At 71.8% G+C, this 14,623-nt stretch carries 13 protein-coding genes and 1 pseudogene; 6 read left to right on the top strand and 8 right to left on the bottom strand.

Annotation, left to right across the window (positions count from 1 at the left end; all coding sequences use genetic code 11):
- Positions 1 to 113 precede the first annotated feature (113 nt).
- The 3 genes and pseudogenes from purB to CNO20_RS13280 form a co-directional block, all read left to right on the top strand.
- Positions 114 to 1,499: pseudogene (purB, locus tag CNO20_RS13290) on the top strand (adenylosuccinate lyase); the annotation flags it as partial.
- A gap of 393 nt (positions 1,500 to 1,892) precedes the next feature.
- A complete protein-coding gene (locus CNO20_RS13285; protein ID WP_101296599.1) occupies positions 1,893 to 3,044 on the top strand; it encodes a multicopper oxidase domain-containing protein in 1,152 nt (383 codons plus the stop codon).
- On the top strand, positions 3,041 to 3,706 hold the full coding sequence (locus CNO20_RS13280) for a halocyanin domain-containing protein (protein WP_101296598.1): 666 nt from the start codon (positions 3,041 to 3,043) through the stop codon (positions 3,704 to 3,706). The genes CNO20_RS13285 and CNO20_RS13280 overlap by 4 nt, the downstream gene beginning before the upstream one ends.
- An 85-nt stretch (positions 3,707 to 3,791) precedes the next feature.
- Here the strand turns inward: CNO20_RS13280 and CNO20_RS13275 are convergent, their stop codons facing one another.
- From CNO20_RS13275 to dapA, 8 genes are all read right to left on the bottom strand, one after another.
- Positions 3,792 to 4,010, bottom strand: a complete 219-nt coding sequence (locus tag CNO20_RS13275; RefSeq protein WP_101296597.1) for a zinc ribbon domain-containing protein — start codon at positions 4,008 to 4,010, stop codon at positions 3,792 to 3,794.
- 93 nt (positions 4,011 to 4,103) lie between these two features.
- The gene (locus CNO20_RS13270; RefSeq protein ID WP_101296596.1) at positions 4,104 to 5,009 is read right to left on the bottom strand and encodes a universal stress protein; all 906 of its coding nucleotides are present in this window, start codon (positions 5,007 to 5,009) and stop codon (positions 4,104 to 4,106) included.
- Positions 5,010 to 5,106: 97 nt separating this feature from the next.
- Entirely contained in the window at positions 5,107 to 6,240 is a 1,134-nt protein-coding gene (locus tag CNO20_RS13265; protein ID WP_101296595.1) for a M20/M25/M40 family metallo-hydrolase, read from the bottom strand.
- 15 nt (positions 6,241 to 6,255) lie between these two features.
- Positions 6,256 to 7,170 (bottom strand): diaminopimelate epimerase, encoded by a 915-nt coding sequence (gene dapF, locus CNO20_RS13260; RefSeq protein WP_101296594.1) that lies wholly within the window; start codon positions 7,168 to 7,170, stop codon positions 6,256 to 6,258.
- On the bottom strand, positions 7,167 to 8,435 hold the full coding sequence (gene lysA, locus CNO20_RS13255) for a diaminopimelate decarboxylase (RefSeq protein ID WP_101296593.1): 1,269 nt from the start codon (positions 8,433 to 8,435) through the stop codon (positions 7,167 to 7,169). Before lysA ends, dapF begins: the two co-directional genes overlap by 4 nt.
- Positions 8,436 to 8,472: 37 nt before the next feature.
- Complete coding sequence (locus CNO20_RS13250; protein ID WP_101296592.1) at positions 8,473 to 9,318, bottom strand: 2,3,4,5-tetrahydropyridine-2,6-dicarboxylate N-succinyltransferase; 846 nt, start codon at positions 9,316 to 9,318, stop codon at positions 8,473 to 8,475.
- Positions 9,315 to 10,088, bottom strand: a complete 774-nt coding sequence (gene dapB, locus CNO20_RS13245; RefSeq protein ID WP_101296591.1) for a 4-hydroxy-tetrahydrodipicolinate reductase — start codon at positions 10,086 to 10,088, stop codon at positions 9,315 to 9,317. Before dapB ends, CNO20_RS13250 begins: the two co-directional genes overlap by 4 nt.
- 65 nt (positions 10,089 to 10,153) lie before the next feature.
- Complete coding sequence (dapA, locus tag CNO20_RS13240; RefSeq protein WP_101296590.1) at positions 10,154 to 11,140, bottom strand: 4-hydroxy-tetrahydrodipicolinate synthase; 987 nt, start codon at positions 11,138 to 11,140, stop codon at positions 10,154 to 10,156.
- A gap of 372 nt (positions 11,141 to 11,512) precedes the next feature.
- Here dapA and CNO20_RS13235 point away from each other — a divergent pair, with 372 nt between their 5' ends.
- The 3 genes from CNO20_RS13235 to CNO20_RS13225 all read left to right on the top strand — a co-directional run bounded on the left by CNO20_RS13235 (position 11,513) and on the right by CNO20_RS13225 (position 14,587).
- Positions 11,513 to 12,370: an alpha/beta fold hydrolase gene (locus tag CNO20_RS13235; protein WP_101296589.1), complete on the top strand. Its 858-nt coding sequence runs from the start codon at positions 11,513 to 11,515 to the stop codon at positions 12,368 to 12,370.
- Positions 12,371 to 12,395: 25 nt separating this feature from the next.
- Entirely contained in the window at positions 12,396 to 13,550 is a 1,155-nt protein-coding gene (gene coaBC, locus CNO20_RS13230; RefSeq protein ID WP_101296588.1) for a bifunctional phosphopantothenoylcysteine decarboxylase/phosphopantothenate--cysteine ligase CoaBC, read from the top strand.
- A 119-nt stretch (positions 13,551 to 13,669) separates the two neighbouring features.
- Entirely contained in the window at positions 13,670 to 14,587 is a 918-nt protein-coding gene (locus CNO20_RS13225; protein WP_101296587.1) for a mechanosensitive ion channel family protein, read from the top strand.
- Positions 14,588 to 14,623: the final 36 nt, after the last annotated feature.

The raw sequence follows: 14,623 nt of genomic DNA, 5'->3' as shown, positions 1-14,623 counted from the left end.
TGCAGATGCGTGCATTATTTCTGGCGTATTCGGCGATCTCGTCCGCGGACATATACACGGAAGTGGCACACCGCACCGACACGCTTTTGCGGACGCCGCGGGCAGGGTGAACCATGTCAGACCTGTCCCGGAGCGACCCGCTCGCCGCGGTGTCGCCGCTCGACGGGCGGTACGCGCGGCGGACCGCCCCGCTTTCGCCTTACGTCAGCGAGTCGGCGCTCATGCGCGCCCGCGTCCGCGTCGAGGCCGAGTACCTGCTCGCGCTCGCGGACCTGGACGCGACGCCACTGTCGTTCGGCGAAGGGGAGCGCGCCGAGCTCCGCGCGCTGTACGAGGAGTTCGACGCGGACGACGCCCGGCTGATAAAGCGCCTGGAGACGGAGGGCGCGGCGGGCTACTCGGCGACGAACCACGACGTGAAGGCCGTCGAGTACTTCGTCCGGACGGAGACGCCCGAGTCGGTCCACCCGTGGATCCACTTCGGGCTGACGAGCGAGGACGTGAACAACCTCGCGTGGCGGCTGCTCGTCAAGCCGGCCGTCGAGGAGGTGCTGCTGCCCGCGCTGGCCGACGTTCGCGACGAACTCGCGGGGCTCGCCCGGGAGCACCGCGATACGCCGATGCTCGCGCGGACGCACGGCCAGCCCGCGACCCCGACGACGTTCGGCAAGGAGATGGCCGTCTACGCCGCCCGGCTCGCCCGGGCCGAGGGACGGGTCCGGAGGGCCACCGCCGGCCTCGCCGGGAAGCTCGCGGGGGCGTCCGGAACCTACGCCGCCCACGTCGCGGCCTACCCGGACGTGGACTGGCGCGCGTTCTCCCGACAGTTCGTGGAGAGCCTCGGGCTGGAACACGCCCCGCTGGCGACGCAGGTGAACCCCTGCGACGACCTCGCCGAGCTCTTCGACGCGCTTCGCGGGGTGAACAACGTCCTGCTCGACCTCGACCGGGACGCGTGGCTCTACGTTTCGGATCGGTACCTCCGCCAGCGGGCGGTCGAGGGCGAAACCGGCTCGTCGACCATGCCGCACAAGGTCAACCCCATCGACTTCGAGAACAGCGAGGGGAACCTCTCGAAGGCGAACGCGGACCTGACCTTCCTCGCCGACTACGTCACCACCTCGCGGCTCCAGCGCGACCTCTCCGATTCGACCGTGAAGCGCAACATCGGGACGGCGCTGGGTCACTGCCTCATCGGGTACGGCAAGACCGAAGCCGGGCTGGGGAAGGTCGTTCCGAACGAGCGGGTGATGCGCGAGGAACTGGAGGCGACGCCCGAGATCGTCGGCGAGGCCGTCCAGACGATCCTCCGCCGCGAGGGGGACGCCGACGCGTACGAGCGCGTGAAGGAGCTGACGCGGGGCCGGCGGGTGACGATCGAGGACTTCCGCGACCTCTTTTCCGACCTCGACGTCGACGAGGGCGTCCGCGCGGAGCTTCGGGCCCTGACCCCCGCGGGGTACACCGGCCTCGCCTCGGAACTGGTCGACGAACTGGACGGGGAGGCCGCCGACGAGGGCGACGGGGGTGCGAAGACCGGCGGGGCCGACGAGACCGACGAACCGAACGGGGCATAGACGAACGGGACCGCCGAGCGACCGGGACGGCGCGGAGTACACGGGACGGGCGGCGCGACGGGGCGCGGTCGAGTTCGATCCATCGCCGCCCGTCTTCTTCCCGTCGTCTCCGTCACCGCCGTCCTCTCCGTCCCCGTCACCGTTTCCGCCTCCGTCGTCCTCTCCGTCCCCGTCGCGTCCCCGATTCCCACCGACTGGGAATCGGCTAATCGGTATATGCCGCCGGCGGGAGAAGCCGAAAGGACGGAGCGCCCGGTTCCCGCCGTTAGAGAACCACTCCACCGTTATATCGGATTTCCGTCCCCACCTGCAGATATGACCCGTGATCGAATCGGCGCACCCGGCACCGGCATCTCGCGGCGCGAATTTCTGGCGGCGACCGGCGCGACCGGCGCAGTCGCGGTCGCAGGCTGCGCGCAGGCCCCCACGGCCGACGTGGGTTCGGCTCCCGGCGCGGCGGCGAAGCAGAAGGCGGAGGAGAAGCTCCCGCTGACGTCGCCGCCGGAGGTCGTCGATCTGGACGAGCGCGGACACGAGGTGACGCTCCGCTCCGTGCCCGCGCGCCACGAGGTCCACCCCGGGAAGGAGATGGGCGGCCCGGTCGCGTTTCCGCAGGTCTGGGCGTTCCAGGCCGACGACGGGCCGGCGAGCGTCCCCGGACCCGTTCTGCGGACCACCGAGGGGAGCGACCTGAAGATCACCCTCGACAACACCGACAGCGCCCACCCCCACACGCTGCACTTCCACGGCGTGCGCAAGACGTGGGAGAACGACGGCGTGCCCACGACGACGGGGATCACCGTGAACCCCGGCGAGAAGCACACCTACACCATCCCGGCGAACGTCCCGGGGACCCACCTGTACCACTGCCACTACCAGACACCCATGCACATGGAGATGGGGATGTACGGGATCCTCCGGGTCGACCCCGAGGGGTACGAGCCCGCCGACAAGGAGTACTTCATGACGATCAAGGAGTGGGACAGCCGCCTGTCGCGGCAGTACGGCGGGGAGGACGTGAGCTACGACATCACGAACCGCCGGCCCGACGCGTTCACCATCAACGGCAAGAGCGCGCCGCGGACGCTCCACCCCGAGGACGGCTCGCCCATCGTCGTCGACCGCGGGGACACCGTCCGGATCCACTTCGTCAACGGCGGGTTCATGGCCCACCCCATGCACACCCACAACCACCGTTTCCGCGTCGTCGAGAAGGACGGCAGCCGGATGTCCGAGGCGCTGCGGTTCGAACGGGACGTGCTCAACATCGCGCCGGCAGAGCGGTACACCGTCGAGCTCGAGGCCGACGCCGACCCCGGCATCTACCTCATGCACTGTCACAAGGTGGACCACGTCCGGAACGGGAACTCCTACCCCGGCGGCATGCTGACCGGCATCGTCTACACCGACGCGATGGACACCGACATCTTCCGGAGCCTGATGGACTACGCGGGGTACGAGGGATGACCGCCGAACGCGCACTCTCCCGGCGGTCGGTCCTGCGGGCGACGGGCGGCGCGCTGGCCGCCAGCGCCGTCGGCGCGTCGGGCGGCGGCGTCGGAACGGTCGCCGCGCAGTCCGAACCGGATTTCGGCGGCTGGTTCGACGACGTCGACAACTACGACGGCGTCGTCGACAAGCGAGGGGAGGAGTCGGTCACCGTCGAGGTCGGCGCGCAGGGCAACGGCGGGGCGTTCGGCTTCGGCCCCGCGGCCGTTCAGGTCGACCCCGGAACGACGGTCGTCTGGGAGTGGACCGGCGAGGGCGGCGTCCACAACGTCGCCGCCGAGGACGGGTCGTTCGGGAGCGAGCTCGTCGGCGAGGCCGGGTTCACGTTCGAGCACCGGTTCGACGCGTCGGGGGTCTTCAAGTACGCCTGCGCGCCGCACGAGGCGATGGTGATGAAAGGCGCGGTGCTCGTCGGCGACGCGCCCGCGGCGGCCGGCGGCGACGGCGGGGGCGGCGGACTCGCGGGCGTCTCCGGCGCGGAGCTGGTCGGCGGCGGGTTCGTCGCCGCGCTCCTCTCGCCGCTCGCGTTCGGGCTCGTGCTGCTGCTGCGCGGCACCGGCGACGAACCCGAGCGGAGGCCCTCGGCGGACGAAGCCGGGACGGCGCACGCGCGGCGGTAAGCCGACCGGCGGGACGACTGCCGATCGTTCTCGGACGGGGTAACGTCGCCCGCTCCGACCGGAGACACGCGGCGTGCGGGACGGACTACCCGAAGAAGATATCGGCCAGGTCCGCGCCGCGGTCCCGCACGTCGCGGTACAGTTCGGAGTAGCCGCAGTTCGTACACGAGACCACCTGGAAGTTGTTCGTCTGGATGTCGAACATCTTGCTCAGGCCGCCGCCCGTGGTCGAAATCTGCCCCACGTCGACTTCGTCGTGGCCGCACTTCGGGCACCCGTTCGCCTCGGAGGAGTCGTCGGACATCACCTCCCCCTCGCGGCCGAAAGGTTAAGTAGTTGACTGGTAGTCGTCCCGGACGGAATCCCGAGAGCGGGTCCGTACCCCGCTCTGCGGCGGTTACCCTTCGGCGAGCAGCCAGCGGTCGAGAAGGGACTCGTCGGTGTTCCGCCGGGCGACGACGACCGGCGTGGTCGCGTCGCGCCTGACCGCGTCAGTCGTCGAGCCGAACACGAGCTGCCGGAGGCGGCTCTTCGTCGGCGCTCCGAGCACCGTCGCGTCGTAGTACTCGGACTGTTCGATGATCGCCTCCGCGACGTCGTCGGCTTCGAGCGTCCAGGAGTCGACCCGCTCGAAGTCGCCGAGGCGCTCGCGGGCGGCGTCGAAACGCGCCTCCGCCTCGCGTCGGCACTCGTCGTCCGCCTCGGGCGGAACGACGTGGAGGAGGTCGATCCAGGCCCGCTTGTACCGCGCGAGGGCGCCGGCGACCTCGACGGCGAACCCCGAGTGCGGCCCCCCCGCCACCGGAACGAGGACCGACGACACGGCGCCGAGGCTCCCCTGCCCGTTCGTCACGACGACGTCCGCGTCGGCGTGGACGGTGATCTGCTCGACGGTGGTCAGGCGGACGCCCTCGAGCAGCCCCCGGTCGATCGACTCCTGGAGCACGAGGGTCTCGATCCCGGCCCGATCGACCTCGTCGAGCACCGTGCGAACGGGGTCGCGGCCGACGCGAACCGTCCCGGACGCGTCGATCCCGGCGTCGTTCCGGGCGCGCCAGGCGAGCTCCGCGACCTCTCCGTGGTCGGCCTGCACGTCGCCCGACGGCTCGACGGGGGCCGGAACGGTCACCGGGTGCAGGAACAGCAACTCGGCGTCGCCTTCCGTCGCCAGCGCGTACGAGAGCTCCCTGCCGTTCGTCATCGCCCCCTCGCCGAAGACCGGGACGAGAACGACTCCGTCGGCCGCCCCGTCCCGCCCGCCGGACGGCATCGCCTGGAGCGCGACCGTGGAATCGATATGCATGATCGTTAGAGAATCCTTCGAAACTATAAATCATGCGTCGGCCGGTCGCCGGCGATATGGCCGGCGCAGACAGTCCGAGAGGCCGATTCCGGCTGTTTCAGCCGTCGGCGAGCGTCGCCCGGAGCGTCGTCTCGACCGCCTCGGCCGCCGCCCGAACCTCGTCCGTGTTCACGTACTCGCGGTCCGAGTGGGCCACCGCGCCCGCGTCGTCCGCGAGCGCTCCGGGCCCGAAGACGACGGTCGGCGCGGGGGCGAAGTACGACGCCTCGGTCGCGGCGGTGAAGGGGCGCACGCCGCCGCCCGCGCCGTCGCTCGCCCGCGCCGCGGCGTCGGCCAGCGTCCGGACCAGCGGGTCGCCCTCGGGCGTGGTGAACGCCTCCAGGAAGGGCGTCTCGCGCTCCGCGAGGCGGAACTCGACGCCGATTTCGGCGGGGACGGCCTCGCGGAGGTGCCCCCCCAGCGCCTCCCGGAATCCCTCGGCCGTCTCGGGCGGGACGCTCCGACGGTCGACGACGATGCGGCACTCGGCCGGCACCTGATTCGTCGCCTCGCCCCCCTCGATCACGGTCGGGGTGAGCGTGGCCGGGCCGAGCGACGGGTGGGGCTCGCGGTCCGCGTCGAACGTTCGCAGCGCCGAGAGCGCGCGCTCGGCGGCGGCGACGGCGTTCGCGCCGGAGTCCGGCTCCGCCGCGTGCGCGTTCGACCCCGAGAGGCGGATCGTCCCCTCGAACCGCCCCTTGGCGGCGTTACACACGTCGAGGCCGGTGGGCTCGCCGACGACGAAGGCGTCGCCGCCCCGGACGAGGGACGCGAACGGGGAGTCGCCGGCGCTCCCGGTGAGGGCGGCGGCGCCGGTCGAGAGGCGCTCCTCGTCGGGCGTGACGGCGAGGGAGATCCGTCCGCCCTCCCCGTCCTCCCTCGGATCGACAGCGAGGAACGCCGCGAGCAGCGCCGCGAGCGGTCCCTTCGCGTCGCAGGAGCCGCGGCCGCGGATCACGCCCGGTTCGCGCTCGTAGGGGACGTGCGGGGGGACGGTGTCGATGTGGGTGTTCAAAACGAGGTGCGGCGACCCGGAGCCCCTGCTCGCGACGACGTTTCCGGCGCGGTCGACGTCGGCCTCGACGCCGTGGTCCGCGAGGGTGCCGACGAGGAAGTCGCGCATCTGCCCGACCTCCTCGTGGGAGGCGATCCGGACGGCGGACTCCAGGAACGCGATCGGATCGAAGGACACGGGAGGTGTCCGAGGTTACGCCCGCTTCGGCGGGCGACGGCGGAGCTCGCCGGCGTACTCGCGTACTACCGGACCGCGGAGCGTCGCGGCCCCGCGGTCGGGGACGGTGATTTCGAGGTCGCCGCCGGGCGGGCTGACCGTGACCGGGCCGTCGCCCTCGTGGCGACCGAGGCGCTTTGCGGCCGCGACGACGGCGACCGCGCCGGTGCCGCACGAGAGCGTCTCGCCCTCGACGCCGCGTTCGAAGGTCCGCTGGTCGAACCCGCCGTCGCCGTCGGGGGAGGCGAACGTCACGTTCGCGCCGCGGGGGAAGGCGTCGGCGCCGCGAACGGCGGGGGCGACGGCCTCCAGGTCGACCGCGTCCACGTCGTCCACGAAGGCGACGGCGTGGGGGACGCCGGTGTCGACGGCCGTCACCTCGACGCCCTCGACGGTCTCCTCGACGAGCGGCTCGTCGCGCGCGAGGGGCACGTCGCGCGGGTCGAACGAGGGGACGCCCATCTCGATGGTGACGTCGCCGTCGTCGTGGACGCGCGCGTACCGGGTGCCGGCCTGCGTGTCCACCATCACCTCGCGGCGGTTGGTTCGCCCCGCGGCCCAGGCGGCCGCGCAGCGGGCCCCGTTGCCGCACATCGCGGCGGTCGAGCCGTCGGGCTGGACGAGGGTCATGATGACGCGCGGCGGGGAGTACTGCCCCTCCAGCGCCAGAAAGAGGGTGCCGTCGGCCCCGACGCGCGCGTCCTCCCCGGGGGCGGCGTCCAGTTCGACGCCGGGGGCGTCCGCCGCCCCGACGCCGGTGGTGCGGTCGCAGTAGGTCGTCGCGAACGCGCTCCGGGTCGGGACGTAGGCGTCGGCGTCGACGACGATGAAGTCGTTTCCGGTTCCGTGGTACTTTTCGAACGGTACGTGGCTGTCGTGTCGTAGGCTCATGGTTCGGTTCCGTTTTCGTCGGTCGGTTCGGTTCGGTGGTGCTCGGTTTCGAGCGCGGTCAGGTCGGTCAGTCGTTCGCGCCCCCGGACGAGTTCGGCGGTCCCGCCGGCGATCGCGACCTCGGCCGGCCGCGGTCTGGAGTTGTAGGTGCTCGCCATCTCGTACCCGTACGCGCCGGCGTTCCCCACGGCGAGGACGTGGCCGCGCGCGGGGCGGGGCAGTGGTCTGTCTTCGCATAACACATCCGCGCTTTCACAAATAGGCCCCGCGACGGTGACAGGAATTGCCGGTCCGTTAGGATCCGTGACGTTCCTGATCGCGTGATACGCGTCGTACATCGCGGGCCGCAGCAGCGTCGTCATGCCCGCGTCGACGCCGACGACGGTCGCGCCGCCGGCCTCCTTGACCGTGTTCACCCGCGTCAGGAGGACGCCCGCGTCCGCGACGACGTACCGGCCGGGTTCGACGGCGAGCGTCGCGTCGACGTCGCCCAGCGCGTTCCTCGTGGCCGCCGCGACCGCATCGAGGTCCAGCGGCGGCTCGTCCTCGCGGTACGGGACGCCGAAGCCCCCGCCCACGTCGACGAACTCCAGCGGTTCGACCGCGCGGGCCAGGTCGCCCATCCGCCTGACGAGTTCGCGGTGGTTCGCCAGGTCGTCGCCGGAGATGCCGCTGCCCGCGTGGGCGTGGATGCCGACCAGGTCGAAGTCGGCGCGGGCGCTCTCGACCGTCTCCGCCGCGCGGTCGTAGGGGACGCCGAACTTCGCGTTCGCGCCGGTCCGCACCTTCTCGTGGTGGCCCGCGCCGACGCCCGGGTTCACGCGGACGCAGAGCCGCCCGTCGAAGCCGCGCTCGCGGAGGCGGTCGATCGTGTCCGTCGCCCCCGCCGTCACCGTCAGGTCGGGGTGCTCGCGCCAGCGATCGACGACGTAATCGAGGTCGCGCGCCGGCGGATTCACGGCGGTGTACTGGATCCGGTCCCCGGGGAAGCCGGCGTCGAGCGCGCGCATCACCTCGCCGGCCGAGGCGCACTCGACGTCGACGCCCGCGTCGCGGACGGTTTCGAGCACCGCCCGGCCGGTGTGGGCCTTCGCGGCGTACCGGACCTCGGCGTCGGGGAACGCCGCCCGCAGGCGCTCGCAGTTCTCGCGGACCCGGTCGAGGTCGATCGCGTAGAGGGGGGTGTCGTACTCGTCGGCGAGGCCGAGAAGCGTCTCGGCGTCCCAGTCGGCCAGCCGTCGGATCGGCGGGTTGTCGTCGGTCATCTCGTGTTCTCGTTCCCGTTTTCGCGCCGCGCGCCGGTCACTCGCGCAGGGCCTCCTCCCTGCGGGTGGCGTCGATGGTGTCCTCCTCCACGTCGAGCGCGACGACGGCGGGCTTGTACGCGCCGCCGGCGAACAGCTCGTGGTCGCCGAGCGACGACTCGACGAACCGGGTGAACGCTCGGCGCTCCGCGGGGAGGTGACCGTAGATCACCTCGTCCTCGACGAGGTCGTAGACGGGGATCCGCGGGGTCAGGAGCGTGTTCTCCCCGACGATGGAGTTCTCGCCGACGACGAACCCGGACGTGACCCGACACCCCGCGCCGAGGGAGACGCCGTCCTCGACGACGACCGGGTTGCTCTCGACGGGTTCGAGCACGCCGCCGATCAGCGTGTTCGCGCCGAGCTTGACGTTCCGGCCGATCTGCGCGCAGGAGCCGACGGTGTCGCAGGAGTCGACGAGCGTCCCGTCGCCGACGTGCGCGCCGATGTTGACGAACGAGGGGCTCATCATGATGCAGTTCTCGCCGAGGTACGCCCCCCGGCGGATGGTGGTCCCGTCGGGCGTGTTGCGCGTGCCGCGGGCGGGGAGGTCCGACGTGTCGCGGAGCGCGAGCACGTCGTGGTAGGCGACGCCGCCGTAGGTCCGCGGCCGGATCTCCCGGAGGCTGAAGTTGAGCAGGATGCCCCGCTTCACCCACTCGTTGACCGTCCACGCGCCCGGGCCGGTGCCGCCGACGTTCTCGGCGGCCCGGACCTCGCCCGTTTCGAGCGCGGTGAGGAACTCTTCGAGCGTCGAGAGCGCGTCCGATCCGGCCGTCTCCGCGTCGATCTCGCCGTTTTCGCGCCGTTGCCACAGGTCGTCTACGTCCGATCGCAAGCTCATGTCGAATCACCGATCACGTCGAAGAAGTCGTACCGACCGGCCTCGCGGCCGGCCACCCACGCCGCCGCGTCGAGCGCCCCCTCCGCGAAGACGCCCCGCGACTCCGCGCGGTGCGTGAGCGAGAGCAGCTCGTGGTTGCCGGCGAGGAGCACCTCGTGCTCGCCGGTGACGTCGCCCGCCCGCCGGGCGTGAACGCCGATCTCGCCCCGCCGTCGCGGCTGTTCGCCCTCCCGGCCGTGGACGACGCCCGCGGCGTCGTCGTCGCGGTCTCCCGCCCGCTCGCGGGCCGCCGCGCTCTCGCGCGCCTCGACCACGTCGTCGAGGATGGACTTCGCGGTCCCGCTGGGCGCGTCGCGCTTGCCGTTGTGGTGCGTCTCCGTCAGTTCGATGTCGTACCCCGGCAGCGCCGCCACGGCCTCGCGGACCGCCCGGCGGAGCGCCGCCACGCCGCGGGCGAAGTTCGCCGCCACGAGCACCGGGATGTCCTCGCTCGCGTCGCGCAGCGCCGCCGCCCCGGCGTCGTCGAAGCCGGTGGTCCCGACGACGACCGGGACGCCCGCCTCGGCGCAGGCGGCGACGTACTCGACGCTGGACTCGGGACCCGTGAAGTCCACGAGGACGTCGGGCTCGCGCGCCGCGAGGAGGCCGGGCAGGTCGGTCGCGTCCTCGACCTCGACGCCCTCGACCGCGCCGACGTCGCTCCGGTTGACCGCGAGGGCGACCGTCACGCCGTCGCGGCCGCCCGCCGCGCGGATCACCTCGCGGCCCATCCGCCCGCCGGCTCCCGTGACCGCGATCCGAATCGTCCCGGATGCGGCCGACGACGGGGCCGAACTCACGGGTCGACCTCCGCCCCGACTTCCGCCGCTTCGACCCCGTCCTCGCCGTCCGGTTCGGTCTCGTCGGCGTCTTCGTCCGGTTCCGTCTCGACCTCGCCGTCCAGTTCGGCCAGAAGCTCCCGGAGGCGGTCGACGTGCCCGTCGGACAGCCGGGTCAGCGGCGGGCGGAGGCGCGCCGGGCCGTAGCCCCGGATCTCCATGGCCTCCTTCACCGGGATGGGGTTCGTCTCGACGAACAGGTGGCGGGTCAGCGGCCCGAGCTCGTGGTGGATCCGCCGGGCGAACGCGTAGTCGTCCTCCAGCGCCGCGCCGACCAGCGCGCACACCCGCTCGGGCTCGACGTTGGCGACGACGCTGATCGTCCCGACGCCGCCCACCGCGAGGACGGGCAGCGTCAACCCGTCGTCACCAGAGAGCACGTCGAACTCGAGCTCTCGGGTGCGCTCGACGATCTCGGAGATCTGGCCGAGGTCGCCGCTCGCGGCCTTGTACCCGGCGACGTTCTCGTGTTCCGCGAGCTCGACGACGGTGTCGACCGCCATGTTGCGCCCCGTCCGCGAGGGGACGTTGTAGACGATCTGCGGGAGGTCGACCCCGTCGGCGATCGTCCGGTAGTGTTCGAGCATCCCCGCCGGCTCGGGCTTGTTGTAGTACGGCGAGATGAGCAGGAGGCCGTCGGCGCCCGCGTCTGCGGAGCGCCGCGAGAGCTCCAGCGCCTCGCGGGTGGAGTTCGACCCGGAGCCCGCGATGACCGGGACGTCCTCGACCGCGCCGGCGACCGCCTCCACGACCTCGACGTGCTCGTCGTGGGTCAGGGTCGCGCTCTCGCCGGTCGAGCCGACGGGGACGAGCCCGTCGACGCCCGCGGCCTCGAGCCGCCTCGCGTCAGTTCGCAGCTGTTCGAAGTCGATGTCGCCCTCGGGGGTGAACGGCGTGGTCATCGCCGGGTACACCCCTTCGAATGTCGTGCCTGTTGTCGTCATAGTCTGCCGTCCGTGTCGTGGTGTCTGCGTCGTCGGTGGATGTTCGTCCGCGGTTCCGCGGTCGGCGGTCGCCCGGAACGGGGTCGCCACTCCCGCCCAGAGCGGTGTTCACGGACGTTTTTTGGGAAAAGTCGTGGCCGTCGCTGTCGTCCGGAGCGCTCCCGCGACGGCGGCGGCGGAGTTCACACTTGGGAGAGTGTGACTCTTCGGCTTATACCTTGCGCCGAGTGCGATACCTGCCTGATACGTTTTTGCGTGGCACCGTTGGGAGGATCGGCCGCGGACCGTCGGAAATCGGCCGCAGGTCGTCGGGAACAGCCGCGGGCCGTCGAGAGAAGCGCCTTTGCCGCGCCCCGACGAATGATCCGCTCAATGCCGACAGTCCGGACCAACGACGTCGAAACCTACTACGAGCGCCGAGGGAGGGGGCACCCGCTCGTCCTCGTCCACGGGGCCTGGACGGACCACCGGATGTGGGCCCGGCAGGTCGAGACGCTCGCCGACGAGTACGACGTCGTCGCCTACGACGTGCGGGGCCACGGGAGGACCGGCGGCTCGGCCGACCAGCGGTACTCCGTCGAGCTGCTCGCCGCCGACCTGAAGGCGCTCGTCGACGCGCTGAATCTCGACCGGCCGTACGTCTGCGGGCTCTCGCTCGGCGGGATGATCGCGCAGACCTACGCGGTCCGATACGCCGATCGGATCGGCGCGCTCGTCCTCGCGGACACGGCCGTCTCGACCCGGCTCACGCGCCGCGATGCGGTCCTGTCGCTCCTCCTCCCGAAGTGGGCGACCGCCGCGGCGGTCCGCCTGCTCGGCCCGGAGCGGTGGGTCGACGTCGCGTTCGGGATCGCGTCGCTGACCCGCGGCGCGGACTGGTTCGGCCGCGACGAGCGCGTCCGCGCGTACGTCAGGGAGACGATGTCGGGGTTCGACGCCCGCGAGTACAACAAGGTGTTCGGGGCGGTGTACGACTTCCGCGCGGTCGACCTGACCGCGATCGAGGTTCCGACGCTGGTCGTGAACGGGGAGTTCGAGGACGACGCCGCGTTTCGACACGCGGAGGTGATCCGGCGTCTCGTCCCCGACGCCTCGACGGCGGTGATCCCCGGCGCGGGCCACGTCTCCAACATGGAGAACCCCGACGCGTTCGACGACGCCGTCCGCGCGTTCCTCTCGGAGGCGTCCGGCGGTTCGGCGGGCGGGCGCGATCGAGGCGCGAGTTTTTAACCGATGCCGCGCCCACTCCGAACTGATGCTCGAAGGAGTGAACGTCGCGCTGGGGGTGTCGGGCAGCATCGCGGCCGTGAAGGTGGTCGAACTGGCCCACGAGCTCCGCCGCCGGGGCGCGGCGGTCCGCGGCGTGATGACCGGCAGCGCGCGGGGGATCGTCCACCCGTGGGCCGTCGAGTTCGCCACCGGGAACCCGGTCGTCACGGAGCTCACCGGGCGCGTGGAGCACGTCGAGCTCTGCGGCCGCGAGGGGTGGGCCGACGTGCTGCTCGTCGCCCCCGCGACGGCGAACACGGTGGGGAAGATCGCGGCCGCCGTCGACGACACGCCCGTGACGACCTGCGCGACGACCGCCCTCGGGGCCGGCCTGCCGGTCGTCGTCGCCCCCGCGATGCACGAGCCCATGTACGACCACCCGGGCGTCCTCGACGCCGTGGAGCGGGTCGAATCCTGGGGCGTCGAGTTCGTCCCGCCGCGGATCGAGGAGGGGAAGGCGAAGATCGCCTCCGAGGAGGCCGTCGTCACGGCCGTCGCCCGGGCGACGGCCGACCAGACCCTCGCCGGAAAGCGCGTCGTCGTCACGTCCGGGGCCACGAGCGAGCGGATCGACCCCGTGCGGACGCTGACGAACCGCGCGTCCGGGAAGACCGGGCGCGCCGTCGCGCGCGCGTGTCACGTTCGCGGGGCGGACGTGACGCTCGTCCACGACGGGCCCGACGTTCACTACGCCGAGGTCGAGCGCGTCGAGAGCGCGGCGGAGATGCTCGCGGCCTGCGAGGACGCCTGCGAGGACGCCGACGCGCTCGTCTCCGCCGCCGCCATCTCCGATTTCACCGTCGAACCCGCCGCGACGAAGATCCGCTCCGGCGAGCCGCTGACACTCGAACTCGAACCGACGCCGAAGCTCGTAGACGAGATCCGCGCGGCGCACCCGGACCTCCCGATCGTCGGGTTCAAGGCCGAGACCTCCGGCGACGACGACGCGATGGCGTCGGAGGCGCGCCGCATCATGGACCGCGCCGACCTCTCCTTCGTCGTCGCCAACGACGCGTCGGTGATGGGCGCGGACGAGACGCGCGCGCTCGTCGTCCGCGCCGACGGCGTCGACGAGTTCACCGGGGACAAGGCCGCCCTCGGCGACCGCGTCGCCGCCGAACTGTCCGACGAGCTGAACTGAATCGGCGCGTCGGCCGGTAGGCCTACCATCCCGCCGACCGCAGTCCGATCCGTGATCGACGCTACCGTCGCTGACTCGCCCAGGAACCGGATTGTCGTCAGTTCGGACGCGTCCGTCCGATGCAACCGTCGCCGCCGCTGAGCGATCCCCTCGGCCGGATCGACTACGCCGAATTCCTGGTCCAGCTCGGGATCTTCGCCGCGACGTTCGCGGTGACCTACGGGATCGGTCGGCTCGTCGCCGTCCCCCTCGCCGACCGCGTGCTCCGGAGCCGGCGGATCACGCCGACGGTCCGGCGGCCGACGATGAAAACCGTCCGCGTGGCCGTCGTCGTCGTCGCGTTCTTCGCCGGGCTCTTCTTCGCCCGGCTGGAGACGCTCCTGTCCGTGACCGGCGGGCTCGCGGCCGCCCTGACGCTCGCGGTCGGCTTCGCCTCGCGGAACATCATCGGCAACCTCGTCGGCGGCGTGTTCATCATCACCGACCCGATGTTCAACCTCGGCGACTGGATCGAGTGGGAGGACAACGAGGGCATCATCGAGGACATCAGCTTCCGGGCGACCCGCGTTCGGACGTTCAGGAACGAGCTCATCACGGTGCCGAACTCGGTGCTCGCCAACACCGTCGTCACGAACCACGCGATCAAGGACACACTCCGCATCGACTACGCGTTCAGCGTCGAGTACGGCGGCGACATCGACGCCATGCGGCGCGTCCTCGTCGAGGAGGCGGAGCGGAATCCCCGGATTCTCACCGATCCGCAACCCGAAGTGACGGTGGACGACGTCACCGCGGCCGGCATCGGGCTCACCTCCCGTTTCTGGATCGAGAACCCGACCCGGCGGAAGTACCTGTCCGTCCGGTCGGCGTACTTCCAGGCGGTCAAGGAGCGCTTCGAACGGGAGGGGTTCGAGATGTCGCCCGAGTACCTGGAGCTGACGGGCGAACTCGACGTGGCAGAGCCGGTCAGGACGGGCGAGCCGGTCGACAGGGACGAACCGCTGGACGCGGACGAAACGGCCGACGTGGACGAATAGGCGAGCAGGCGCGTCGCGTCTGAACCCCGCGCCGGG

The organism is Halegenticoccus soli (assembly GCF_002844195.1).
Lineage (GTDB): Archaea > Halobacteriota > Halobacteria > Halobacteriales > Haloferacaceae > Halegenticoccus > Halegenticoccus soli.
The sequence above is the reverse complement of the archived record's forward strand: the minus strand, read 5'-3'. Positions and strand labels throughout refer to the sequence as shown.